Origin of the sequence: Rhizocola hellebori, assembly GCF_016862955.1 — a bacterium.
GTDB classification, from domain to species: domain Bacteria; phylum Actinomycetota; class Actinomycetes; order Mycobacteriales; family Micromonosporaceae; genus Rhizocola; species Rhizocola hellebori.
Window position 1 is genome coordinate 1 of record NZ_BONY01000058.1, and the last position, 23,847, is coordinate 23,847.

Genomic DNA, 23,847 nt, shown 5'->3' on the forward strand with positions numbered 1-23,847 from the left:
TGGCTCTCGAGCGGCGCTGCCGCGCGTTGCTTTGCACGCGCCAGAATCATCGCGTTAGCGCGTCCATGATGTTTATTGCTCCGGGGCCGATGATCAGGATGAATAGCACCGGAAAGAGGCAGAGGATCAGCGGGAAGATCACCTTTACCGGGAGTTTGCGTGCCTCTTCCTCGGCTCGCTGACGGCGCTTCACCCGCATCTGGCGCGCCTGTTCGCGCAGCACCTGCGCGGTCGGTACGCCGAGTTCGCCGGCCTGGACGAGGGAGCTGGCCACCGCGCGCAGTTCGAGCACATTGGTACGGGCGGCCAGCGCCCTGAGCGCCTCGCCGCGCTGCTGACCCATCTGCATCCCGTGCAGCAGGCGGGCGAACTCGCGCGACAGCGCCCCCGGCATCGTCACGACGACCTGGGCGGTGGCCGCGTCGAAGCCGAGACCGGCTTCCACGGAAAGGGTGAGCAGGTCGAGCACGTCCGGCAGTTGCCGCCGCACCTGGTCCTGCCGCCGGACCGCCACGTTGTAGACGACGAGGAACGGCAGCCAGAATCCAAAGATCGCCCCCACGACGACGGACACCAGGATGGCCGCGACGGACAGTCCTAACACGAATCCGTAAATACCGCCGAGGATGGCGAAGAGCAGCAATCCCTGGCCCTGCATCTCCATTACCCGCGACGGCGGCCACGCGGGCGGGTTGCCCGCATAGTCGAGCCAGCGGCCCAGCCAGGCGGTGGCACCCTTGGGCGTCAACGACTTGCCCAGGGTGGTGACCTGCTGGACGGCCGGGCTCATTCGGTGCCGCAGGCCTTCTTCGGAGGGGTTGGCGCTGCCGGGCGCGTAGTCACGATCGATCGAGGCCAGCGCTCTGGCGACTCCACGGCGGCCGATGCTTCCGGAGATGAAAATGAAGGCGGCGATGGCGATCGCCACGAATATCAAGCCCGCTCCGACGAGGAGCACCTTGTCTGCCGGCATCTCAGACCTCGACCTTCACCAGTCGGCTTAGCCAGAATCCGCCCAGCGCCACCAGTGCCACTCCCACGATGCTCATCATGATTCCGATCGGATGGGTGTAGAGCGGCCGGACGTATTCGCCGCGGAACCAGAACATGAGGGTGCCGACGATCGCCGGCAGAGCGAGCAGCACCCACGCGGTGAGCCGGCCTTCGGCCGATAGCGCTTGTACATGGCGGCGCACCGATTCCCGGTCGCGGATCGTGTCCACCGTGTTGGAAAGCACCTCGGCGAGATTGCCTCCCACCTCCTGCTGCACGCGGATGGCGACCACCGCCCAGGAGAGGTCCCGGTTGCGGACCCGGGCCGCCATCCGGTCAAGGGCATCCTCGAGATCCATGCCGAGCCGTGTCTCGCCCAGCGCCCGCCCGAAGTCGGTGGCGATCGGGTCCGGCAGCTCGCGAACCATCGCGTCGACCGCCTGGTGCAGCGAGAAACCCGCCCGCAGCGAACCGATGATCAGCTGGAGCGCGTCGGGTAGCAGCTCGCTGAAAGCGTTGGCCCGCTTGGTGGCGCGATTGCGGTGGTAGAGCGAGGTGATGGCCACCCCGAGCACGCCACCGAGCACAAACCCGCCGATCGGGTGTATCAGGATCGCCAGCAGCACCGCCAGGCCCAGCGAGACGACGGCCCGAAGCAGCACCCACTCGTGTGGACGCAGGCGGATTCCGGCCCGGTCCAGCTGTTGCGTGATCCTGCCCTCGGCGTTCGCCGATTTGACGACCTGTGCCGAGAAGGCCAACGCGGCCTGTGCCACCTGATTGGTGTGGTCCATGTCGGAAATGGAGGGCCGCTTGGGTTTCGGCGCGGTGAAGTGGGTGACCTGAGCGAGCCTGCGCCTATGCTCCGCACGGGTGAAGATCGGTGTGACCACGCTCAGGCCGAGCACCAGCAGGGCAACGAAGGCCAGGCCCCCGATCAGCAAAAGGTTGGTCGGGCTGGGCGGAGGCGCGTCGCGGCTGGGCAGCGGTCCACCGCCGCGCATGTCGAGTGCGAACTTCACCGGCACTTCGGTTTTCATCTCGCCGAGGGCGATCTGAAGCTTGCTCTGCTTGCCACTGAATTCCGGGGGGACCGAAACCTGTACCAGCAGCAGCGGACTGAACGACTCCGCCGCCTTGGCGAAGATGTTGTTCAGCGCCGGGGCGGCGGCGGTCGTGTAGATCCGGCCGCCGGTCTGAGTGGCCAGAGCGCCCAGCGGAGCCAGGACTCCTTCGGTTGTCCGGTAGGCGATGAGGTCCAACGGGATGTTCGCGGTGCGGGTGGACTTTGTCAGCACATCATCGGTGGCATCGGAGGCGGTGTCCTCGCCGCCGGCAAGCACGACCACTCGGCGCTGGCTCCAGTTGCCGACGGCCATCATCGAAGTCGCGCTCAGAATGGCATCGTGGACAGACGTTTCGCCCGCGGTGGTGAGCTCTTTGACCTTCTTGATGGCGATGGCGCGGTCGTTGGTCAGCGGCTGCACCACCTGGGGCGGCTGCCCAGCCGACACCACTGCGACAGTGACATCCGACGGCAGCTGGGAAAGATAGGCCACCGCAGCGGTTTTGACCTCCGCCATGGGGTCACCGGCCATCAACGCCGAGGTGTCCAGCACGACGACCGCGGCCCGACCCGGATTGCTGTTGGTGTTGCTGGACTTCCGTTCGGTCTTCACCTCGAGCGCGCGGCCTTCGACCGAGACCGTGATCTGTTCGATCTTCCCGCTGGCCGGAGGATCCTGCGCCGAGACGTAGAACTCCACGAGTCCGGCTTCCTCGCGCAACCCGGAGACGGCCAGGCTCGGCTCCGCAGCCATGTTCGGCGTGGCCAGTACGGCCACGACCATCATTACCGCTTTGATCATCGGCCCCGGCCAAACAGCTCCACCGGCAGCGTGATCCCGTGGTCAGCGAAGGTTTCCATGAACCTGGGCCGCAACCCGGTGCTGCGCAACATCCCCTGGTGCCGTCCCATCTGATCATGGCCGGCCCGCAGGTCGAAGGTGAACAGGTCCTGCATGGTGATCACATCCCCCTCCATCCCGGTGACTTCGGTGATGTGGGTGATGCGGCGGGAGCCATCGCGGAGCCGGGCCAGCTGGATGATGAGGTCGACCGCGCTGGCCACCTGCTCGCGGATCGCCCGCACCGGCAGGTCCATGCCGGCCATGAGCACCATTGTTTCCAGACGGGCCAGCGAGTCACGCGGGGTGTTCGCGTGCACGGTCGTCAGCGAGCCATCGTGGCCGGTATTCATGGCCTGCAACATGTCCAGGGCCGCGCCGTCGCGGACCTCGCCGACCACGATGCGGTCGGGGCGCATCCGAAGCGCGTTGCGGACCAGGTCGCGGATCGTGATTTCGCCCTTGCCCTCGATGTTCGGCGGCCTGTACTCCATGCGCAGCACATGTTCCTGAGCCAGACGAAGCTCAGCCGAGTCCTCAATGGTGATGATGCGGTCGTCGGCCGGAAGGAAGGAAGAAATAACATTCAAAAGCGTTGTCTTCCCGGTACCGGTGCCGCCTGAAACGACGATGTCGAGCCGGCCCTGCACACACGCCTCGAGAAGCTGGGCGACCTGTGGCGGGAAGGTGCCAAGTTTGATCAGGTCGGCGACGGTGAACGGCTCGGCGGCGAACTTACGAACAGTCAGCGCCGCCCCGTCCAAGGCGATCGGCGGAACGACAGCGTTGACCCGGCTGCCGTCGGGCATCCGGGCGTCCACCATCGGCGACGCCTCGTCGACCCGCCGCCCCACCCGGGACACGATCTTGTCGATCACACGACGCAGGTGAGCCTCGTCCATGAAGGCGGCGTCGACCGGATGGATGTGGCCGTAGCGCTCAACGTAGATGCGGTCCCAGGCGTTCACCATGATCTCGGTGACCTCCGGGTCGCGCAGCAGCGGCTCGATCGGGCCGTGTCCGAGGACTTCGTCCAGGATCTGGCGATAGGCCAAGGCGCGGTCGGTGGCGGTGAGCGGGGTTTCCTCGGCGTTGAGAACCCCGGGCAACGCCTCGCGAACCCGCTTGTCCAATTCGGTGTCGCTGTCGACGGTCTCGTAGAGCTGCGGGCCGAGCAACTCCAGCAACGCTTGGTGGGCACGCTTTCGCACCGCGGCGAGCGGATCGTAGGCGCGGCGGCTGTTGCGCCGGCCGACCCCGAGACCGTTGATGGGTACAGAGGAAATCGGCATCGGCAGGGGGCTCACCGAGGGGCCCTCGGGCGCCCCGGTCAGTCCCAGTCGTTCCTGAAGACTCATCGCCCTTTTCCACCTCGCGAGAAGAAGCCGCGTTTGGCGCGCTTGCCGTCGGGCACGAGTCGCTTCTTGGCAAGGTCTTTGATCGCTGCGCTCACGGGATGGTTCGGATGCGAGACCATCAGCGGCACCCCGTTGTTGGCCGACAGCGGAACATCGCGGCTGCTCGGAATGTGCCCGGCGATCGGGACGCGCAGCACCTTCTCGATGTCGGCCATGGTGAGGCCCACTTTGGAGTCCGACCGGTTGAGCACCACCGTGCGTGCCTCGCGCCGATAGTCGAGCAGCTCGAAGGTGTCCAGGGTGACCCGAAGGTTCTTCAGCGAAGGCAACTCGGGCGTGGCCACCAGGACGTAGTGGTGGGTGACGTCCAGCGCGGCGAGAATCTGCTCGCTGAAAGCACTGGCAGTGTCGATCACCACGTAGTCGAACGAGGTGCGGGCCATCTGAATGATCTCAGTGACCAGATCGCGCCCGATCCGTTCCGCGGCCATCGGCTGCACCGGCGCCATCAGCACCTCGATCCCCGGCCGGTACGAAGTGAGCAGCATCCGGAAACCGATGTCGTCCAACCGGTCGGCGACCCCGATGGCATCGGCGATGGTCCGCTCCGGAGCGAGCTGGAGCATGATGGCGACGTCGCCGAAAGCAAGATCTAGATCGATCAGACAGACCCGCCGCTTGCCGCCCTCGGCCAGCGCCACCGCCAGGTTGGTGGCGATGGTCGTCTTGCCACAGCCACCCTTTGCGGAGAAGACCGTGATCACCTGGCCTTCGATCATCACCTGCGGCCCCGAAGCGGCGTCCCCGGATTCGTTGGCGGTAAGAAGTGCCTGGCGCACGATCAGCTGCCGCGAGATGTCCTGCGAGCGCGCACAGGCAGCCAGGATCGCCGGATGGTCACCCGTGCGCACCACCTCACGGATCCCGGCGCGCAGCGCATCGGTCATCAGCTCGACATCGACCTCGTCGCGCAGCAGCACCACGCCGAGCATGGGCCGGCGAATCCGGCACTGATCGGCGAAGCCCAGCGCGTCCTCGATGGAGATGTTGGGGCCGAGCACCACCAGTATTTCTTCGGGGTCGGCATTCACCCGCTCCACCAACGACTCCGGTGTATCCACCAGAACCGCCTCGCCGAGCAGGACAGCTAGATGCTCGCCTTCCAGCATCTCAAAGATGATCGTCATTGCCTTTGTCCTTTACCGCAGCAGGGTAGGCAGGTCCACTCCGGCTCCGGGGCGCACCTCTGAGGTGTCGGTGAGAAGCGCGAGATACAGCTCCCCGACACGGATCGCGTGAATCAACCGCTCCGCGTCGGCCTGGTTTACCGCGACGGTGACCAGCAGGGTCACCGTCCCGTTCGCGAGCGACTCGTCATCGTTCTGGGTCGAGGTGGCGGCGTCCTGCCCGTAGGCCCCGACGGCCAGGGTTTCCACTCGCGGCAGGAGCAGCTTGGTGACCTGTTCCTTGCCGTCGGGCTCAAGCGTGACGAAGATGGCCACCTGGGAGCCGGGCCGGACGAACCCGCCGACCTCCTCCTCCACCGCTGTCTTGATGCTCACCGCGAGCATCTTCTCCGGCAGCGCGACGCCGCCGGAAAGCTTGGTGGCCGCGCCGAACATGCCCTTGAGCAACAGTTGCCGGGGCTGCACGTCGTGGGTCAGGACCAGCTTGTCCAGGTCGCCCGCGACCGCGGTCAGCGAGTCAGCCGGAACCGTGGCCGCGGGCACCACCAGCTCCTCGACGAAACCCTTGGTCTTGATGGACTCGCCCGAGGTGCCGGCCGGAATCCGCTGGGTCGCGACCAGCACGGTGACCGCGGCCTGGCCGTCGACCACCGATTTCCTGGTCTCGTTGACGTAGAACAGCACGGCGCCCGTGCCTATGACGGCAAGGACGAGGGCGAGCAACACGCCGATAATGCGCCGGGTCATCGAGGGTTCCTTATCCGATTGTCTTAATTGCCAAGAGCCCGAGGTCGATGCCGGGGTCAGGTCCCACTTCGCCCGGGAGGAAGTCGAGGTCGATGAAGTAGCCGAAGATGCAGACCTCGTGCGGATCGAGTGGATCGCAGTCCCCGAAGCCTGAGCTCACCGTGGAAGGCGCATGAAATCCGTGCATCGAGTACCCGGTGACCACGAATGCGGCCAGCCGGTACAGGTGATAGCGAGTGCTCGATCCGCTTCCCCGCTCGCCGTCGATGACGGGCAGGGCGATGACTTGACGGCTGGAACGCAACTGGGCCAACCGGTTGCGGCATTCGAGGGACGGCAGATGGGTGTCGTTCCCGTCGTAGGTCAGGTCGGCCTCGACTTGGGTGAAGCACCTTCCGTCGGTGTTGTCGAACATGCCCACGTCGTTTGGCCAGCCCCAGCCGGCAGGCGGCGGCGCCGCACCGCAAAAGTGGGCCGTGTGATCGTGGTCGCCCAGCTGCACCTCGCGGTGCGCGGGCGGATCCGGCGGCCAGGGCGGGCCGGCGACGGTGTTGCCGCGCGTGCGCTCGTACTCGCAGGCCGAAATCGTGAGGCCCAGCTCGAGCCGCGGTGGCCCGTAGGCCACCCGCGAGCACGCCCCGACCGTGGCGCCTTCGCCGATCCCGGCCATGCTCTGCGCAAAGGCGAAGGGCAGCACGAATTCGTCGGTGGCGACCTCTGTCCGGGTGCGCACCTGGACGTAGTTCACGCCGGCGCGGACGTTTCCGATGCAGTCGGCCAGATTGACGGTGCCGTCCGGCAGGCAGGTCGGCACGGTCCATCGGTTGTCCCGGCCACAGAGCTCTTCGATGTTGGCCCGCCCGTCACCAGCGTTGGCGTCGGCCACGTTCTCCGCTTTGGCCAGGGCCTGGGTGGTGCACGCCGAGCGCCGTTTGACGCAGTCCAGCGCCACGGTCATCGCCGCCGAGTCGGCCCCCGACTGCAGTTCCTCGCGTTCGGCGTAAAGCTGGCCGACGTCGACGACCATCGCGGTCATGCCGAGAAGGACCCCGGTCGCCATCAACATCACGACGATCGAGGAGACCGCCCCGCGGTCGCCGTCGGCGCTCAAGCGCGGCATGGCATGACCCCTGTGGCATAGACGTCGACGCTGTCGCCCCACGAACCGCCGCCGAGCATGGACACCAGGCCGCCCAGCGGGGTGAGGAACTCGTACTCGTAGGTCACCACGATCACCGCGTTGTCACCCGGCGCGGGATTCGCGCCGCAGCCGTGGCTGTCCGCGGCGACGATGTTGTAGCTGGAGTCGAAGAGGCGGACTCGGTCCCGCGCGGCGGAAGCGCTGGGGTCGACGGTCGCGGCCCGAGCACCTTCGCGTGCCGCTTCGGTGACACCGATCTGAGCGGTCAGCAACAGCCCGAACTCGATGATCCCGAAAATGAGCATGAGCAGGAGAGGCAAGAGGAGGGCCATCTCAACCGCGGCAGCACCGCGGTCACGCCTATCCGTCATGGCCCCTCCCCTCCAATCGCCGCGAATCAGCAGCTGTTCCCGGACTTGGCGGTCTTGGACGCGATCTTGTCGCACGTTTCGTCGAACATCGCGCTGATCTCGCTGCCCAGGGTCACCACGACTGCGAAGATCACGGCGGCAACCAGGGCGATAATCAGGCCGTATTCCGCGGCTGTCGCGCCGCGGTCCTTGACGATGGCCAGGCGGACCTGGGCCATGGTGAAGAGCTTGAGCATTGTGCGGGTGCACCCCCTGTGACAGCCGGCGCGAGAAACGCGACCGGTCCACGGCAGAATCCGGCCGACTGGCCGACGTTTTCCGAGCTTGCCGACCTAGCGCTGTCCCGTCACTCAGATGTCATGACATGCTGGCGCTTCACTTGACGAGATGATCTAACCGGGCGGAGAGATCAATTGACGTCGCCGCGACACGGTCCGTGACATGTTGATCGCCCGATCAGCCGATGACAGGTGCCCTCAAGAGCGATCAATTCGGGCAATGTCGAGCTGCCGCCGGGCGCAAGAATCGGGGCACAAGCCAATTGATCACGTCAAGTCGCCTTACCGACAACACCCCGCTTGGAGATCGCGACGACGCGCTACGGTGCTACCACCATGGCAGATCAGGATTTTGACCCACCCCGCCCACGCCTCGGTGGCGCCGGGCCCGCCATTCTCGGCATCGTCGGCTTCGTGGCCGCGTTGCTGATTTTCTCCTTGGTACTGGTGCTGCTCGACGTGTTGCCCAACCCGCTGAGTAAGAGCAGCCGGGCCGAGCCTCAGCCCGTCGCGCCGGCCACCTCCGGCCCGGCCAAGCTTGCCCAGTCGGCCCGGTTCGCCAAGCCCGGTGAGTGCGTGCTCAACCAGGGGACGGACACCAAGCCCGACCTGATCATGGTCAAGTGTGAGCCCGGCTCGCTCGAGGTGCTCGAGCGCAAGGAGGGCACCACCAACGTCGAGGAATGCCGCAGCGTTCCGGGGTACCGATATCACTATTTTTATGACAGCGATCTCGGGGACAGTTTCGATTTTGTCCTGTGTATGCGGAAACGCCCCTGATAATGGCTGAATGAGACCTGTTCGAGGCCTGGCTCGGGCCTTGCTCGGCGGCTTGTTCGTCGCGGCCGGTGCGCACGCGATACTTCATGCCAAGCGATACGCAGCCCAGGCTGAGCCCCTGGCCGACCAGGTGGCGCCGCTTCTGAAGAGCATCGACTCCCGCCTGCCCACCGAGGCGAAGTCGCTGGTGCAGATCAACGGGGTGGTCCAGGTCGGCGCCGGCCTGATGCTCGCCACCGGAACGGCCCCTCGCCCGGCGGCCGCGGTCCTGGCCGGCACCCTCATTCCGGCCACGGTCGTGAACTATCCATTTTGGACGATGTCTAACGGCACGGCCCGGCGTGAGGCACAGCTGCATTTCGCGAAGAATCTCGGATTGCTCGGAGGTTTACTGCTCGCCGCCGCGGATACAGCTGGTTCACCGAGTTTGAGCTGGCGCACCCAGCGGGCTCTCAGGAATGCCAAGAAGAAGGTCACTACCAGCGAAAATTAGCGGATGCCCCAATTGGCCCGACGCCGTTAACCAGTTAGAAATGTCGCAAATCAGTGTGGGATGAGACACGGTCGGGTAACACGGGACCTAACCATCTGCCGGGCAGATCTAGGCTGGTTGGCAGAAGTGATCGGGACAAGTTAGACGGAGGTATCGGCTCCATGCCGGTGATCGGCGGGCGCAGAACTTCCAGCCCATTGCGAATGTTTGCCCGGCTCGGCATCGTAGCCGTGGCCTGTTACGCCGCCTGGCTGGCGGTCAAGGCTTTCGGGCGGCCGTATGACTTCTTCGACATGAAGATTTATCACGGCGCAATGGCCTGGTGGACACAGGGCGGCGAGCTCTACGAGTACATCGCTCCTCGCACGACACTCGGCTTTACCTACCCTCCATTCGCGGCGCTGACCATGCTGCCGATGGCCGCGTTCACCACCATCGACGCGGCGTGGCTTAACGTCGTTTTTGGACTGGCGACGCTCGTCTTCGTGTGCGCGGCTTTGTTGCGCCCCTTGGCCACCCGGCTTCGCTGGCCGAGCTGGTGGGTCGTGGCGCTGGCCGTGCCCGCGCTGGCCGCCATCGAGCCGGTACGCGAAAGCCTCGGCTTCGGCCAGGTGAACCTTCTCCTCTTCGGCCTGATCATCGCCGATCTCATAGCGTTGCGGCGTGGCTGGCGCTGGGCCGGCATCGGCATCGGGCTGGCCACCGCCATCAAGCTCACGCCCGCGCTGTTCATCATCTATCTGCTGGTGAGCAAGCAGTGGCGCACCTCGCTCACCGCGGGCGCGACCGCCCTGGGTGCGACGGTCTTTACCCATTTCGTGGTACCAGAGGAGTCCGCCACCTATTGGGGAAGCGTGATCTGGCAGACCGAGCGGGTGGGCGTCGCCGACATGACGCCGAACCAGTCGCTCGCGGGCGTGCTCGCGCGGCTGCACGACACCGCCCACGCCCCCGGTTTGCTGTGGATCAGCTTCACCCTGGTGCTGCTCGCGATCGGCCTGTCCCGTGCCCGCGCCTCGCACGCGGAAGGCGATGAGCTGACGGCCTTCACCCTGGTCGGGCTGACCTCCAATGTGGTCAGTCCGATCTCCTGGTCACACCATCTGGTCTGGGTCATCCCGGCGATGATCGCCCTTCTCGATCAGGCGATCCGCCGGCGCAGCGCCAGCCGTGGCATCATCGCCCGCGGCAGCGCGACGCCGGGCTTGCGGGAGCCCATCTGGTTCCCCGCGCTGACCGGTGCCCGGCATGCCGCCGGTGCGCTTGCGCTCTATGTCCTTTTCCTGGTCTCGCCCATCTGGCCCTACGAGCACCAGTTCCCGGCGGTCTCGCACTACGCCGACGGCATGTTCGGCGTGATCATGGAGAATTCGTTCGCGATCGCGCTGATCGTCCTGGTGGTCGTCCTGCCCTACCGGCCCGGAGCCGACCCCGCGTTCGGCCCCCAGCTGGCGCTGCAGATTCCGGGAACCCGCCGCACCCCGATTCCCCGCCGGGTGGTCAACCTGCCCCCGCTAATCCAGCATCGCCCCGCAGGAGATGTTGACAAAGGTTCCGGTCAGGGTGCGTCCCTGGTCTGAAACGACGAAGGCGGCCACGTTGCCCACGTCGGCCAGGCTGGCCGTGCGCTTGAGCAGCGTGTCGCCTTCCAGGGTGGCGGCGATCTCCTCCCGGCTGGCCAGGTCAGCCGGGATCGTCTCGGGGATGCCACCCGTCTTGAGGGTGATCACCCGGACGCCGTGCTGGCCAAGCTCGACAGCCCACTGTCTGCGCAGGCTCTCCATGGCATCCAGCGACACCTTGAAGCCGCCCATGTTGGCGATGGTCTGGGTGCCGCCTCCGCCGAAGGTGAGGATCACCCCGGCGCCCTGACGGATCATGTGGCGTGAGGCGGCTCGGGTGGTCAGGAACTGCGACCGCAGCGCAATCGTGATCGGCTGAAGGAAGTCGTCCACCGAAATGTTGATCAGCGGCTGCTGAACGTCTTCCACCCCGATAACGCAGAAAGAGACGTCGAGCCGGCCCGCTTGGTCAACGATCGAATCGACGCAGCGATCGACCGACTGCTCGTCAAGCGCATCAACGGTAATCGTCTCGATCGAGCCACCGTCGGAGCGGATCTGTTCGGCTAGGCTGTCGAGCTTGCTCTGGGTGCGGCCGGCCACAAAGACGGTCGCCCCCTCACGCGTGAACGCGCGGGCCACCGCGCCACCGATCGGGCCGCCGCCGTAGATCGCTGCGACTTTCTTTTCGAGCAACATGACCCATTCCTACCCCTATCAGGGGCAGTTGACCCACTCTTCCGTCCCATCCGCGAATACCTGGTGCTTCCAGATGGGCAGCCGCTGCTTGACCGTGTCCACCAGGCGGGCGCACGCGGCGAAGGCGGCGGCGCGATGGGCGGTCGACACCGCCGCGGCGAGCGCGACCTCCCCAATCCCCAGCGGCCCGTACCGATGCGAGACCGCGATCTCGTACACGTCCGGGTCGAGCGCGATCTCGGCGACCACTTCGCGCAGCACCTTTTCGGCGGAGGGATGCGCCTCGTAGGTCAGCGAGCTCACCGAGCGCCCATGGTCGTGGTCGCGTACCACTCCGGCGAAGCTCACCACCGCCCCCGCACGCGGGTCAGCGACGGCCGCCTCGTGCGCGGCGATGTCCAGCGGATCGGTGGTCACGACGATCATGGCAACTCCAGATAATCGACCTGATGGTCGGGCAGTCCCTGGCTGTGCGGCGGGATGACCGCGAACCCGCTGGCACCGGCCAGCCCGCGCAGCATCGACGACCCGACGTGGACGGCCGGGAACCAGGAGTCGTGCTGCCTGCGGACCAGCGCCAGATGCGTGTAGTCGCCGCGCCCAGGAACCGGCGCGGCCAAGGTGATGGGATGCGGCGTCGGCTCGTCAGCACCGGTCATTCCGGCCAGCAGCGGCACGACGAGGGAGACCAGCGCGACCACCGCCGATTGCGGGTTGCCGGGAAGCCCGGCGAGGAAGACGGTGCGCTCGCCGCGGGTGATCGCCGCGACCAGCATCGGGAACCCCGGTCTGACCGCCACGGTGTTGACTACGTACTTCGCGCCCAGCCGCGCCAGTGCCGGATGCAGGTGATCCACCGGCCCGTGCATGGTGCCGCCGGTGGTGCAGATGAGGTCGGCCTCAAGCGCCTCTTCGATCGCGGAAACGTGCGCGTCGAGGGTGTCTTCGATCGGCCCGACCCGGTGCACGCACTGTGCTCCGAGTCGCTCCAGATAACTCGGCATCACCGGGCCCAGCGCATCACGGATCCGGCCGGCCCCTGCCTGGCCCTCGGTAAGCAGCTCGTCTCCGAACACCAGCAGGGCGGCGCGTGGCTGGCGGGTCACGCTCAGCTCATCCAGCCCGCAGGCGGCGGCGAGCCCGATCAGCCCTGGCGTGACCGGAGTGCCGGCCGCGAACAGCTCCTCCTGCGCCTGCGCCTCTTCGCCCGGCTCGCGCCACTCCTTGGTGGATCTGGGCTCTCCCGACACCAGGCCGTCGCGCTCGGTCGACTCCTCCACCCGCAGGATGGCCGTTGTCCCGGCGGGAACCATGGCACCGGTGGCGATCTCCATCGCGGTGCCGTCCTCGTTCAGCGCCGGCGCTTCCTGGCCCGCGAGCACCCTTCCGGCTATCCGCCAGGGACCGGCGGCGCGCACGGCCCAGCCGTCAATGCTGGAGGTCGGGAACGCGGGCAGGTGGGTGCGCGAACGCAACGGCTCGGCGAGCACTCGGCCGTCCGCTTCGGACAGTGGCACGACCACCTTCGGCAGCTGCGCCGATCGCCCCGCCGCATAGACCAGCTTGCGCGCTTCGCGCCAGTCGATCGGGTGACTCATCGATGATCGCCGCCTTTTAGTTGCTCTACCGCATGCGGCAGTAAGTCTGCCAGCACCAAGAGTCCATCGCGCACTCCACCGGTCGACCCGGGCAAGTTCACGATCAGTGTTCGGCCCGCTACTCCCGCCAATCCTCTCGACAGCGCGGCCAGCGGAGTGGCACCCCTGCGGCGGATGGCGTCAGCTATACCCGGCACTTCATAGTCGAGTAAAGCGCGGGTTACCTCGGGTGTTTTGTCGGTGGGGCTGATCCCTGTCCCACCGGTGGTCACAATGACGTCCGGTTTGGAGTCCAATGCCGAGACCAATGCCTGCCGCACGGGCTCCCCATCCGGGACGACTACGACTTCGTCGACCTCACAGCCGATCTCCTCGAGTCCGCGCTTCAGAATCGGCCCACCCGTGTCTTCGTACACCCCAGTGGCCGCCCGGGTGGAGGCCACGATCACGCGCGCCTTCATGGTCTGACCCACAATCCCGTTTTCCCGCCCTCTTTCCTCAGCACTCGAACATTCTCGATGCTCGCCGCCGGGTCCACCGCCTTGATCATGTCAATCAGGGTCAGCCCTGCCACCGCCACACAGGTCAAGGCTTCCATCTCGACGCCGGTCCGGTCGGCCGTTCGCACCTGCGCTTCTATGCCAATCCCTCCCTCGATCACGGTGAGCTCCACGGTCACGCCATGGATGGCGATCGGGTGGCAAAGTGGCACAAGATCCGGAGTGCGCTTGGCCGCCATGATGCCTGCCAGCCGCGCTACGGCGAGGGCGTCTCCTTTGGGTATAGAGCCGGTGTGCAACAGATCGAGCACCTCCGTAGTCGTTCGCACCTCACCAGCGGCTATCGCGACACGGGCAGAAATAGGCTTGCCCGATACATCGACCATCTTCGCTTTACCGGTATTGTCCACATGGCTAAGTCGTCTATGGCTGTTCGGCTCGGATGCTGTGTTAGGCACGATATGAGCCTAGTTGCCAGCGAGGAGACACTAAATGTGGGCACGGTCCGTAGGCGAACGGTCACATTGGGTGACAAATCGCCATTCTCGTCTGTAATGCATATTCTTCTATCTAAATCGCCGTGGCGAAATTACGCTTCTTCTCAGAAGTTCGCAAGGGGGATGAGAGGGAGGCAGAAATGCAAACCTGGCAGTGGGAGTGAAGATGCCCTAGGCTGACGAGCGCCTAACCGTTGACGACGGAGAAGCCACTGTGGGGTCAGCCTCAGCAACGCATGACGAGACCGAGACCGATCGAGCCCTTTCCCGGCTTGTCGGTCTCGTCGTCGTTACCGCCTCCGTAGTTCTGGGCTACATGGGCTTTAGGTTCATAGGCGAGAGTCTCGACACCAAAAGAGCACTCATCGTCGCCGCGCTCGTCATGCTCGTCACGGTCTCCAGCCTCACCTCGGTCAGGGTCCGCGTCCGGTCCACCATGGTGGGCACCAGCTGGACAGAGGTGGCCATCCTCGTTTCGGTCGTAGTCGTTCCTGAGCCGTTCGCGGTGGCCAGCGTCTTCGCCGGATCTTTGATCACCAAGCTGATCCGGCGCACGCAACCGATGAAGGTGGCGTTCGGCGCCGCCAAGGACACCATCACCTCTTTCTGCGCCGCGATGGTGCTCGCCGCGACCGGCATGCCGGATATCAAGGCGCCGCGTGACCTTATTCCTTACGCGCTCGCATTCCTGGCCATCATGGTGGCCGACGACCTGATTTCCATTCCGGTGGTGGCTCTCGCCACGCGCACCAGCATCAGGGAAATCTTCTCGTCTGATTTGGACATCAGGCTGCTGTTCAACCTTGTCCGCTTTGCCATCTCGGTGCTCGCCCTGTTCGTGCTGCAGCGGGAGCCGCTGCTGGTGATCGCGATCGCGCCTCTCGCGTTGAGCCTGCACCTGACCTATCAGGGCCGCACCCGAGCCCGCGCGGAGCGCATGGCGTGGCAGCAGCTCGCGGAGTCAACAGACTCCTTCAACTCGGTCCATATGGAGACCGTCCTCAACACGGCCGTCAACAAGGGATCCAGGCTCTTCTCGGCCGACCAGATCGAGGTGGAAACCTGGGTGGATGGCGCCAACCTCGTCATTCGCGGTAACAGCAAGGAGATTGCCTACCTCGGGCCGCCGGACAGAAAGGGCTACGACCCGACGACCACGGCCATCGTTCCGCTGATCGTCGACGCCGACGGGTCGCGCATCGGCGAGCTGCGGCTGCGCTTCCGAGCCCCGGTCAAGCTTTCCGAGCGGGAGCAGTTCACGCTCCGCGCCTTCGCCGGCGCGCTCTGCACCGCCATCCGCAACGCGGCGTCGTTCACCCAGCTCGGGGTGCTTGCGGACAAACACGAGCACGATGCCATGCACGACCCGCTGACCGGCCTGCCGAACAGGCGGCTGCTCGCGGTCGAGGCGGCGTCCGCTTTGGAGGGTCGCGAGGAGAAGAGCGGCATCCCCGCGTTGCTTCTGCTCGACCTGAACCATTTCAAGGACATCAACGACGCGCTCGGCCACTCCGCGGGTGACCAGGTGCTGGTGGCGATCGCGTCTCGGCTCAGGGCCGCGGCGGGCGGAGACGCGCTGGTGACCCGGCTCGGTGGCGACGAGTTCGCCGTGCTCTACCGCGATCTGCCGGCTCCGGCGCTGGCGATGCACCGCTCGGCCGCGTTGCTCGCGGTGCTTCGGGAGCCGGTCGAGGTGGACGGGATGCCGCTGACCGTCTCGGCGAGCGCAGGCGTGGCAACGGCTCCGACCATCGGCGGGTTCGTGGAGCTCATGCGGCGGGCCGACATCGCCATGTACCAAGCAAAGCGCACCAGAAGCCCGGTAACCGCCTACGAACCCGAGAGCGACACGGCCGACCGGGCCGGGCTCACGGTCGCCGGCATGCTCCCGCGGGCGGTGGCAGAGAAGGAGTTCACGCTGGAGTTCCAGCCCATCGTGAACCTCATCGACGGCAAGCCGATCGGTGCCGAAGCGCTCGCCCGCTGGCAGCATCCCGACCGTGGCAGCGTCGACCCGAGGAGCTTCCTCGATCCGATCGAGAAATCCGGTCTGCTGACGGCATTCACCGACGCCGTGCTCGACCAGGCGCTCGATGCCGCGAAGCAGTGGAAGGAAGCCGGGTTCAACTGGCCGGTCGCGGTGAACATCTCGCCGCGCAGCCTGCTCGACCGCCGGCTCCCGCTGCTCGTGTCGGCCCGCCTCAGCGACCACGGGCTCACCGGCGCCGACCTCATGCTGGAGATCACGGAAGCGCAGACGCTGAGCCAGCTCGATATCGTCGACAAGGTGCTCGCGGAGCTTCGCGAGCTTGGCTGCGCCCTGGCGCTCGACGACTTCGGCACGGGCTTCTCGTCGATTTCGGTGCTGCCGAGAGTCCCGATGATCCAGGAGATCAAGATCGACCGCTCGTTCGTCAACGAGATGGAGCACACGCCGAAGGCGGCCGCGGTGGTCCGCGGAACAGTCGAACTGGCCCGTGGCCTCGAGTTGCTCGTGGTGGCCGAGGGTGTCGAAAGGGAGAGTCAGCGCCGGATGCTGTGGGAGCTTGGCTGCACGGCCGGGCAGGGTCACCTGTTCGCGAAGCCGATGCCGCTATCGAAGATCATGAGGTTGCCCGCGACCCTGGCCGAGCCGTTGCACGATCCCGGCTCGGTAGTGCAAATGCCCACCCAGCGCCGCCCCGGCCGTTCCGCGAGGCCGGGCCGGGTGTCAGACTCAAACCCGTGATCGCCCTCGTCCTAGACTTCGCGCTTTACGCGCTGTCTGCCCTTTTCGCCGAGGTCACCGCGAACACCTCCACCCTTGCCCCGCACCGATCCTGGGGGGCGATCGCCTTCTGGGGTTATGCGGCCGCCGCGCTTCTGGTCTTCCTCCTGCCCAAGCACAGGCTCAGGCTCACCGCCGGCGCCTGGGTGGCCGTCGCCTGGATCCCGATGGTGGTGCTGGCCTGGCGCGGAGCCGCACAGGAAGAGGTCTTGGTCGTCGAGGAGTCTGCGCGGCGGTTGCTCCAGACCGGCTCGCCCTATCTCGATCGCGCTTCGATCGCGCTCCTGCCGGATCCTCTCCTTGGTTACACCCCTTACCAGCCGGGGATGGCGATCTTCGGGCTGCCTCGCGCCGTCATCGGCGACTTCTGGTGGACCGACGCACGGATCTACTTCGGCCTGGTGACCGCGGCTGTCCTCTATGGAGCGGTCAAACTCCTTTGGCCCCACCCACACCTGACCAGAGCCCTGCAAATGGCGACGGTCCTGCCGCTGTGCGCGCTGACCCTGGCCACCGGCGGCGACGACATCCCGGTGCTCGCGCTCTGCCTTTTCGCCTTCGCGCTCGCCGCCCGCGACCGCTTCGGCTGGGCGGGGGTGGCGATCGGCGTCGCGTGTGCGATGAAGCTGTTCGCTTGGCCGGTGGCTCTGGTCATCGGCGTCTACGCGGTCAGCCGCCGCTACACCATTGGCGCGGTTGGCATTCCCGTCGCGGCCATGCTGCCCGCCCTGATAATCAACAGCCAGGCGTTCCTTGAGAACGTCATCCGCTTTCCGACCGGGCATGGTCTGGTGACTTCGCCGGCCGCTTCGCCTCTGATCGGGTACCAGATCGCGAAACACGTGCCCAGTGGTCGCTACATCGCGCTGGCTCTGCTTGTCGCGGCAGGGTTTGTGATCGCCGCCTACCTCGCCAGCAACCCTCCCCGCGACATGGGCAAGGTCGCCTGGGTGTGTGCGGTAGGTCTGCTTGCCGCGATCCTGCTATTGCCGTCAACGCGTTTCGGCTATCTGCTCTACCCGGTCGCGTTCGCGTTCTGGGCGCCCTGTCTGCGGGCCCAGCCCGCGCTTGACCCGTTAGCCAAGGACGCGCGCTACCAGCAGGCCTAGATAGACCGCGGCCAAGCCAGCGGCAACACTGCCCAGGGCGTTGAGCAGCGCACGAGACCGGGAGCCATGCCGCGCCAGAAGCAGGGTCTGGTAGGCGAACGTGGAGTATGTCGTGAACGCGCCGCAGAATCCGGTACCAAATAAGGCTATTAATGGTTTTGAAGTGGCCATGGCCGACGCGGCGATCAGGCCGAGCAGAAAACTGCCGGTGACGTTGACGGTAAAGGTGCCCCACGGAAAGGCCGTCCCGCGCCAGGCCTGGATGGCGCGGTCGACCAGAAACCGGGCTGGCGCACCGAGCGCGGCCCCGGCGAGGACAAGCAGCAGCGTCATCGGGCGAACACCGCCCGGGCCACCAGGTCTCCAGTTTGGACAGCCAGCAACGCGGCCACGAGCGTGCCGAAGAGGTAGAGCAGGGCCAGGTCCACGCGCGCGGCGGAGATGAGGCGCTGGAAGTCGAGCGCGTAGGCGGAGAAAGTGGTGTAGCCGCCGAGAACTCCGGTGCCGAGAAAGAGCCGAGCCAGCGTCGGCGGCTGAAGCGCCATCAGAAAGCCGATGAGCAGGCAACCGGAAACGTTGACCGCGAAGATGGCCCATGGAAAGCCCCCCTCGGGCGTTGGCCAGATGGCGGCGAGCCCATAGCGGGCGGCCGCGCCGAGGGCGCCCCCCACGGCGATCACGGCGAGCTGCTTCACGATCTCATCTTGACAGACCGCCGTTTCTTATCGATTATCGAGATATCGTTTTTCGATAACCATCGGGAGCTTCCTGTGCGAGAACATCTCAAAGCCCTCCACATGCTGGTGCTCATAGTGCTGGTCGGCACCTCGCTGGCCACGGCCATCGGGGTCTGGCAGCTGATCGTCGCCGCGCCCATACACACCACCGTATTCGTCGACGCCGACGCCGCCTGGCCGGTGGAAGGCGTGAGCGCAGACCAGTCCGGTGAGGTGGGCGTCGAGATCAGGTCGCCGACCGGCCGCCAGCGTCTCCTCTACGGCCTGACCAAAGCACCCACCGCGTTCCTGTTGCTGGCCGTGCTGGCGATGCTGGCGGCACTGCTGCGGAGGGCGCGCCGAACCGACCCGTTCACCCCGCACACGGTGCGCAGCCTGCGCCTGATGGGTGCCGCCCTGGCCACCGGGGTCGTCGCCGTCGCCGTGCAGGGGGCAGCACAGCTACTCCTGAGCGAAACCATTACCCCGAAACGGATCGCGGCGGTCATGGATGTTCCGTTCGGATGGCTGCTGGGTGGCTTCGTCTGCTTCGCCATCGCCGAGGTCATCAACCGCGGCTGCGCGATGCGCGACGAACTGGCCACGGTGATCTGATGCCGCCCGAGGAAGAACACCGCGTCCAAGTGCACCTCGACAAACTGCTTGCGGCGCGCGGAATCACGCTCACCGAACTGGCCGATCAGGTGGGCATCACCTTGGCCAACCTGTCCATCCTGAAAAATGGGCGCGCCCGCGCCATCCGCTTCTCCACGCTCACCGCGCTCTGTCACGCGCTGGACTGCCAACCGGGCGACCTGTTCACCGTCCAATGACGACTTACCATGGCGGGATGCGCAAGCCCCTCGTCTTGGCAGCATTCGCCCTCGTGTCCGCCGCCGGCGCGGTCATCGTCGCGCTCCCCGACTCGGGTCCACGGCTCGAGATAAGCCAAGCCCACGGCCCAGGCATCGTCGACCTTGCCGGAATCGCCTTACTGCTCAGCGGTTCCGGCATCCTTTGGTGGTACCTGTGGACCGCCCGCGCATCCCTGAGCCGCTCCCCCGCCCGCCTGCAACACGCCTGGATCTTCGGCACCGGCCTCGGCGCGGGCCTGATCCTCGCCTCGGTAGCGAACGACTTCGCCGGCTGGTGGGCGATAGGCGCCACCGCCCTGCTGGCCGTGCAACTGAGCCTCTTCGCGACCGCGAAGCCCTAGCTCGCGCCGCTCTCCGTCGCGAGGGCCTCGCTCGCCTTGCCTTCTTCGCGAGGGCGAAGGCTTAGCTTGCGTCACTCTCATCGCGAGGGCGAAGGCCTAGCTTGCGTCACTCTCATCGCGAGGACGAGGGCCTAGCTTGCGTCACTCTCATCGCGAGGGCCAAGGCCTAGCCGACGGCCATGTCCACGAAGCGCGACAGGTGAAGCTGGGCCGCCACCGTGATGGTGTCGGTAGGCCCGTTACGGTGCTTGGCCACGATGAAGTCGGCCTCACCAGCCCTGGGCGACTCCTTGTCGTAGTAATCATCGCGATGCAGCAAGATAACTACGTCAGCGTCCTGCTCGATTGATCCACTTTCGCGAAGATCAGAAAGCTGGGGGCGCTTGTCGGTGCGCTGCTCCGGGCCACGGTTCAGCTGGCTGACCGCGATCACCGGACACTCCACCTCCTTCGCGAGCAGCTTCAAGCCACGCGAAAGATCGGCGACCTCCTGCTGACGGCTCTCTGTGCGCTTGGGGGAGGTCATCAGCTGGAGATAGTCAACGACGATGAGCTTGAGGTCGTGGCGCTGCTTGAGCCGCCGCGCCTTGGCCCGGATCTCCATCAGGTTCATATTCGGCGTGTCGTCGACGAAGATGGGCGCCTCGGAGATCTCGCCCATGCGCCGGGCGAGCTTCGTCCAGTCGTCGTCGGAAAGCTGGCCCGACCGAAGCACATTGAGCGGAACGCGCGCCTCGGCCGACAACAGACGCATCACAATCTCCACTTTGGACATTTCCAGAGAGAAGATAGCGCTCGCCAAATTGTGCCGCACCGCAGCGTGGCGGGCAAAGTCCATAGATGCCGTTGACTTTCCTAAACCAGGCCTCCCTGCCACCACAATCAGCTGGCCGGCCTGCAGGCCGTTGAGAAGGCGGTCGAGGTCGGTGAAGCCCGTGGGCACCCCGGTCATCAGGCCACCCTGGGCGCCGACCGCCTCGATCTCGTCGAGCGTGGGCTGGAGCATGTCGGCCAGGATGGCGAAGTCTTCGCTGACGCGTTTCTCGGTCACGTCATAGATGGCTTGCTGGGCGAGGTCGACGATGTCGTCGACGTCGTGCCCGGCTCCGTTTCCGTAACCGAGCTGAACGATCTTCGTGCCGGCCTCCACGAGGCGGCGCAGCACGGCGCGCTCGCTGACGATGCGGGCGTAGTAGGAGGCGTTGGCCGCGGTGGGCACGGCCGAAATCAGCGTGTGCAGGTAGGGGCCGCCGCCGATGCGTCCCAGCTCGCCCGCGCTTTCGAGGGCGGCGGCGACGGTGATGGCATCGGCCGGCTCGCCTCGGCCGTAGAGGTCGAGGATGGCGTTGAAGACGGTGGCGTGCACGGGCCGGTAGAAGTCGCCGACACGAAGGATTTCCACGACATCGGCGATGGCGTCCTTGGAGAGCATCATGCCGCCGAGGACGCACTGCTCCGCCGCGACGTCTTGCGGTGGCGCCTTCTCGTAGGAGGACGGGGGTGGCGCGGTGGACGACAACTCCTCGATCGTCATGACGCCCCCTCTCCTAATAGCACTATCGCCGGTGGGTACGACAACAGAACGATGACGCTACGAGTCGGTCGTGGCCCAAGCAAACACACCGGTGGACAAGTCTCGGGACAGACCTGTGGAGAACCGCCCTAGCTCTGTGGGAAACCTGTGCACAGCCTGTGGACAACCGCCATCCACACCCTGTGGATAACCCTTCTACCTGCATGAACTCTCCACACAGGCTGTGGACAGAAGATTTTCACCGACTTTCTTTCATCGTGGACTGACGATTCTCATCGGTTCGGAGGATTGCGCAGGTCACCCCGGTCGGACGACGCTTCGGCCGTGGAGACTCCTGACCGGTCTCGGCACCACCTGCCGAACGACTCCGCGGGGCGCTATGGGCCCCCGGAGGATCCGGGCTACCCAGGTTTCCACACCTACGCGACGAGCGACCTCTACGACACCAACGGCGAGGGCGAGCGCTGGCCCGACAATTGGGCTTCGCCGCAGCACGACGACGACCTCGACGAAGAGGAGATGGAAGACGGGTTCGAGGCCGCAGCTCGCCGCGACTACTGGTCGGTCCTGATGTGGACCTTCGGGTGGTACGCGGTCCCCATCATCGTGCTGGTGTTGCGAGCGCTGTTCCTGCCGAGCCAGCCCGACGCGGCCTGTCTGGCGGCCAACCTCAACGGCTGCTCGTCTCCCCGCGCTGACGCGCTCGCCGAGCTGTTCGCCAACGCCCCGCTGTGGTGCTTCGCGCTCGTCGGCGCGCTGACCCTGGCCCTGGTGCTGCGCTGGGCAAGTGACTCCTGGCGGGCCGCCACGATCGGCTTCTGCGCCGCGGTCGTTTCCGGCGGAGCCGTCACCGTGCTCTACCGCATCTGGTAACAGCTCGCATACGAAGCGGTCACGGCTGATTCCCGTTCGGTGTCGGCTGGGACACGGCCGCGTCTTTTGTGGTCCCCCGACTGTCGCATAAAGACAGTGAGAAAATCTCGTCACGGAGGAGTCCCGATGCGACTGCGAATTCCTTTGCTGCTCGTGGTGACAGCGCTTGTCATCACCGGATGCGGCGCCGAAAAGGACAGCTCGGCGCCGACCAAGACGAGGGAAGACAACGCGTCGACCTTCGCTTTGGACGTCGACACGGCTTCCTATACGTTCGCGGCACGGCAGCTCAACGACGGCGCGTGGCCCGATGCGTCGACGGTCCGGCCTGAGGAGTTCCTCAACGCCTTCGACCACCACTACGCCCAGCCGCGGGGAGATGGCTTCGCCATGCACGTCGACGGCGCCAGGCTGCCCGAGGCGCACACCGGCTCGTCCTCGAGTCGGTTGCTGCGTATCGGGTTGCAGACCAAGTCCGAGTCCAGCTCGGAGCGGCGTGACGCCAACCTGACCTTCGTGATCGACGTTTCGGGGTCGATGGCCGAGGCGGGCAAGCTGGACCTGGTCCAGGACGCGCTTCACTATCTGGTCGATCAGTTGCAGCCCAGCGACGCGGTGGCGATTGTGGCCTTCAATGACAAGGCCAGCGTCATCCGCGAGATGACCCGGGTCTCTGACAAAGCGCGCCTGCACGAGGCGATCGATCGGCTAAAGGCGGCCGGCAGCACCAACCTGGGTGCCGGGCTCACCTCCGGGTACGGGCTCGCGCGGGAAAGTTTCCGGGAGCGGGCGACCAACCGGGTGATCATCCTCTCCGACGGCTTGGCCAACACCGGCACTACCAACGCGTCGACGCTGGTGAACCGGATTCAGGAGGAGGCCGCCAAGGAGATCAGCTTGCTCGGGGTCGGGGTGGGCAGCGACTACGGCGACAAGCTGATGGAGGAGCTGGCGGACAAGGGCGACGGGTTCGTCGTCTACATCTCCGAGCAGAAGCAGGCGCGGGAACTGTTCGTGCGCAAGCTTCCCGCCGCCTTGACGGTACGGGCCTATGACGCCAAGGCACAGGTCGTCTTCGACCGGTCGGCGGTGGACACGTACCAGCTGATCGGCTACGAGGACCGCAGGCTGGAGGACAACGAGTTCCGCGACGACACGGTCGACGGCGGCGAGATCGGCCCGGGCCATTCGGTGACCGCGCTTTACCTCGTCAAGTTGCGCGCCAACGCCTCCGGCCGGGTGGCTCAGGTCAAAGTGCGCTGGCTGGATCCGAAGACCCGCGACGCCTCGGAGAGCTACGAGACGGTCAACGTCGACGACATCGATGGCACTTTCGCCCGCAGCGACGCGGATCTGAAGGTCTGCTATGCCGCCGCGTATTTCGCCGAGGCGCTGCGGCAGCGGACAGCACCCTCCTTCGACGAGCTGGCGAAGATCGCCGACGACGCCAACGAGGAGCTCGACGATCCCAAGGTCGGCGAGCTTGCCACGCTCATCCGGAAAGCCGCTCAAAGACGTTGA

26 protein-coding genes are annotated in these 23,847 nt (G+C 66.0%); 10 read left to right on the plus strand and 16 right to left on the minus strand.

Translation table 11 applies throughout. From position 1 onward, the window contains the following. Window positions 1–46 precede the first annotated feature (46 nt). Genes Rhe02_RS34570 through Rhe02_RS34605 form a run of 8 tightly spaced genes read right to left on the minus strand, consistent with a single transcriptional unit; the run spans window position 47 to window position 7,940 of the window. Window positions 47–973 (minus strand): type II secretion system F family protein, encoded by a 927-nt coding sequence (locus tag Rhe02_RS34570; RefSeq protein WP_203912661.1) that lies wholly within the window; start codon window positions 971–973, stop codon window positions 47–49. Window position 974: 1 nt separating this feature from the next. Further along, window positions 975–2,861, minus strand: a complete 1,887-nt coding sequence (locus Rhe02_RS34575) for a type II secretion system F family protein (RefSeq protein WP_203912662.1) — start codon at window positions 2,859–2,861, stop codon at window positions 975–977. Beyond that, entirely contained in the window at window positions 2,858–4,258 is a 1,401-nt protein-coding gene (locus Rhe02_RS34580; protein ID WP_203912663.1) for a TadA family conjugal transfer-associated ATPase, read from the minus strand. The genes Rhe02_RS34575 and Rhe02_RS34580 overlap by 4 nt, the downstream gene beginning before the upstream one ends. Then, entirely contained in the window at window positions 4,255–5,445 is a 1,191-nt protein-coding gene (locus Rhe02_RS34585; RefSeq protein ID WP_203912664.1) for a CpaE/TadZ family protein, read from the minus strand. Before Rhe02_RS34585 ends, Rhe02_RS34580 begins: the two co-directional genes overlap by 4 nt. Window positions 5,446–5,457: 12 nt before the next feature. Next, on the minus strand, window positions 5,458–6,192 hold the full coding sequence (cpaB, locus tag Rhe02_RS34590) for a Flp pilus assembly protein CpaB (protein ID WP_203912665.1): 735 nt from the start codon (window positions 6,190–6,192) through the stop codon (window positions 5,458–5,460). Between the two features lie 10 nt (window positions 6,193–6,202). Beyond that, window positions 6,203–7,312: a pilus assembly protein TadG-related protein gene (locus Rhe02_RS34595; RefSeq protein ID WP_203912666.1), complete on the minus strand. Its 1,110-nt coding sequence runs from the start codon at window positions 7,310–7,312 to the stop codon at window positions 6,203–6,205. Then, on the minus strand, window positions 7,300–7,704 hold the full coding sequence (locus tag Rhe02_RS34600) for a TadE/TadG family type IV pilus assembly protein (RefSeq protein ID WP_203912667.1): 405 nt from the start codon (window positions 7,702–7,704) through the stop codon (window positions 7,300–7,302). The genes Rhe02_RS34595 and Rhe02_RS34600 overlap by 13 nt, the downstream gene beginning before the upstream one ends. A 26-nt stretch (window positions 7,705–7,730) precedes the next feature. Then, window positions 7,731–7,940 (minus strand): Flp family type IVb pilin, encoded by a 210-nt coding sequence (locus tag Rhe02_RS34605; RefSeq protein WP_203912668.1) that lies wholly within the window; start codon window positions 7,938–7,940, stop codon window positions 7,731–7,733. Between the two features lie 378 nt (window positions 7,941–8,318). Between Rhe02_RS34605 and Rhe02_RS34610 the strand changes: the two genes are divergently transcribed. From Rhe02_RS34610 to Rhe02_RS34620, 3 genes are all read left to right on the plus strand, one after another. Further along, window positions 8,319–8,762, plus strand: a complete 444-nt coding sequence (locus tag Rhe02_RS34610) for an LppU/SCO3897 family protein (protein ID WP_203912669.1) — start codon at window positions 8,319–8,321, stop codon at window positions 8,760–8,762. Between the two features lie 10 nt (window positions 8,763–8,772). Continuing rightward, complete coding sequence (locus tag Rhe02_RS34615; protein WP_203912670.1) at window positions 8,773–9,255, plus strand: DoxX family protein; 483 nt, start codon at window positions 8,773–8,775, stop codon at window positions 9,253–9,255. Between the two features lie 161 nt (window positions 9,256–9,416). Then, entirely contained in the window at window positions 9,417–10,835 is a 1,419-nt protein-coding gene (locus tag Rhe02_RS34620) for a glycosyltransferase 87 family protein (protein ID WP_203912671.1), read from the plus strand. On the opposite strand, the gene Rhe02_RS34625 is transcribed toward Rhe02_RS34620, so the two are convergent. The 5 genes from Rhe02_RS34625 to moaC are packed head-to-tail and all read right to left on the minus strand — an operon-like array spanning window position 10,770 to window position 14,024. Further along, the gene (locus Rhe02_RS34625) at window positions 10,770–11,516 is read right to left on the minus strand and encodes an SDR family NAD(P)-dependent oxidoreductase (RefSeq protein WP_203912672.1); all 747 of its coding nucleotides are present in this window, start codon (window positions 11,514–11,516) and stop codon (window positions 10,770–10,772) included. The two genes, Rhe02_RS34620 and Rhe02_RS34625, sit on opposite strands and share 66 nt — an antisense overlap. Window positions 11,517–11,534: 18 nt before the next feature. Beyond that, complete coding sequence (locus Rhe02_RS34630) at window positions 11,535–11,942, minus strand: molybdenum cofactor biosynthesis protein MoaE (RefSeq protein WP_203912673.1); 408 nt, start codon at window positions 11,940–11,942, stop codon at window positions 11,535–11,537. Continuing rightward, a complete protein-coding gene (locus Rhe02_RS34635) occupies window positions 11,939–13,114 on the minus strand; it encodes a molybdopterin molybdotransferase MoeA (RefSeq protein ID WP_203912674.1) in 1,176 nt (391 codons plus the stop codon). Before Rhe02_RS34635 ends, Rhe02_RS34630 begins: the two co-directional genes overlap by 4 nt. After that, window positions 13,111–13,575: a MogA/MoaB family molybdenum cofactor biosynthesis protein gene (locus tag Rhe02_RS34640; protein WP_203912675.1), complete on the minus strand. Its 465-nt coding sequence runs from the start codon at window positions 13,573–13,575 to the stop codon at window positions 13,111–13,113. The genes Rhe02_RS34635 and Rhe02_RS34640 overlap by 4 nt, the downstream gene beginning before the upstream one ends. Beyond that, window positions 13,572–14,024 (minus strand): cyclic pyranopterin monophosphate synthase MoaC, encoded by a 453-nt coding sequence (gene moaC, locus Rhe02_RS34645; RefSeq protein WP_275412668.1) that lies wholly within the window; start codon window positions 14,022–14,024, stop codon window positions 13,572–13,574. Before moaC ends, Rhe02_RS34640 begins: the two co-directional genes overlap by 4 nt. Before the next feature lie 301 nt (window positions 14,025–14,325). On the opposite strand from moaC, the gene Rhe02_RS34650 reads away from it, so the two are divergent. Continuing rightward, complete coding sequence (locus Rhe02_RS34650; protein ID WP_239124243.1) at window positions 14,326–16,839, plus strand: putative bifunctional diguanylate cyclase/phosphodiesterase; 2,514 nt, start codon at window positions 14,326–14,328, stop codon at window positions 16,837–16,839. After that, window positions 16,836–17,987, plus strand: a complete 1,152-nt coding sequence (locus Rhe02_RS34655; RefSeq protein ID WP_239124244.1) for a glycosyltransferase family 87 protein — start codon at window positions 16,836–16,838, stop codon at window positions 17,985–17,987. Before Rhe02_RS34650 ends, Rhe02_RS34655 begins: the two co-directional genes overlap by 4 nt. On the opposite strand, the gene crcB (Rhe02_RS34660) is transcribed toward Rhe02_RS34655, so the two are convergent. Both crcB (Rhe02_RS34660) and crcB (Rhe02_RS34665) read right to left on the minus strand, forming a co-directional pair. Then, complete coding sequence (crcB, locus tag Rhe02_RS34660) at window positions 17,955–18,320, minus strand: fluoride efflux transporter CrcB (protein ID WP_203912676.1); 366 nt, start codon at window positions 18,318–18,320, stop codon at window positions 17,955–17,957. The two genes, Rhe02_RS34655 and crcB (Rhe02_RS34660), sit on opposite strands and share 33 nt — an antisense overlap. Further along, window positions 18,317–18,682 carry a fluoride efflux transporter CrcB gene (crcB, locus tag Rhe02_RS34665; RefSeq protein WP_239124245.1) on the minus strand — a complete coding sequence of 122 codons (366 nt, stop codon included), beginning with the start codon at window positions 18,680–18,682 and terminating at the stop codon, window positions 18,317–18,319. The genes crcB (Rhe02_RS34660) and crcB (Rhe02_RS34665) overlap by 4 nt, the downstream gene beginning before the upstream one ends. A 75-nt stretch (window positions 18,683–18,757) precedes the next feature. Between crcB (Rhe02_RS34665) and Rhe02_RS34670 the strand changes: the two genes are divergently transcribed. From Rhe02_RS34670 to Rhe02_RS34680, 3 genes are read left to right on the plus strand one after another with little or no spacing between them, the layout of a single operon-like run. Beyond that, window positions 18,758–19,318 (plus strand): DUF2975 domain-containing protein, encoded by a 561-nt coding sequence (locus Rhe02_RS34670; protein ID WP_203912677.1) that lies wholly within the window; start codon window positions 18,758–18,760, stop codon window positions 19,316–19,318. Then, window positions 19,318–19,536: a helix-turn-helix domain-containing protein gene (locus Rhe02_RS34675; RefSeq protein WP_203912678.1), complete on the plus strand. Its 219-nt coding sequence runs from the start codon at window positions 19,318–19,320 to the stop codon at window positions 19,534–19,536. The genes Rhe02_RS34670 and Rhe02_RS34675 overlap by 1 nt, the downstream gene beginning before the upstream one ends. A 17-nt stretch (window positions 19,537–19,553) precedes the next feature. Further along, window positions 19,554–19,919, plus strand: coding sequence for a hypothetical protein (locus tag Rhe02_RS34680; protein ID WP_203912679.1), 366 nt, complete (start codon window positions 19,554–19,556; stop codon window positions 19,917–19,919). A 166-nt stretch (window positions 19,920–20,085) separates the two neighbouring features. Here the strand turns inward: Rhe02_RS34680 and dnaB are convergent, their stop codons facing one another. Beyond that, a complete protein-coding gene (gene dnaB / locus Rhe02_RS34685; protein ID WP_203912680.1) occupies window positions 20,086–21,453 on the minus strand; it encodes a replicative DNA helicase in 1,368 nt (455 codons plus the stop codon). A gap of 324 nt (window positions 21,454–21,777) precedes the next feature. On the opposite strand from dnaB, the gene Rhe02_RS34690 reads away from it, so the two are divergent. Then, window positions 21,778–22,326: a hypothetical protein gene (locus Rhe02_RS34690; RefSeq protein WP_203912681.1), complete on the plus strand. Its 549-nt coding sequence runs from the start codon at window positions 21,778–21,780 to the stop codon at window positions 22,324–22,326. A 126-nt stretch (window positions 22,327–22,452) separates the two neighbouring features. Continuing rightward, window positions 22,453–23,847, plus strand: coding sequence for a vWA domain-containing protein (locus Rhe02_RS34695; protein ID WP_203912682.1), 1,395 nt, complete (start codon window positions 22,453–22,455; stop codon window positions 23,845–23,847).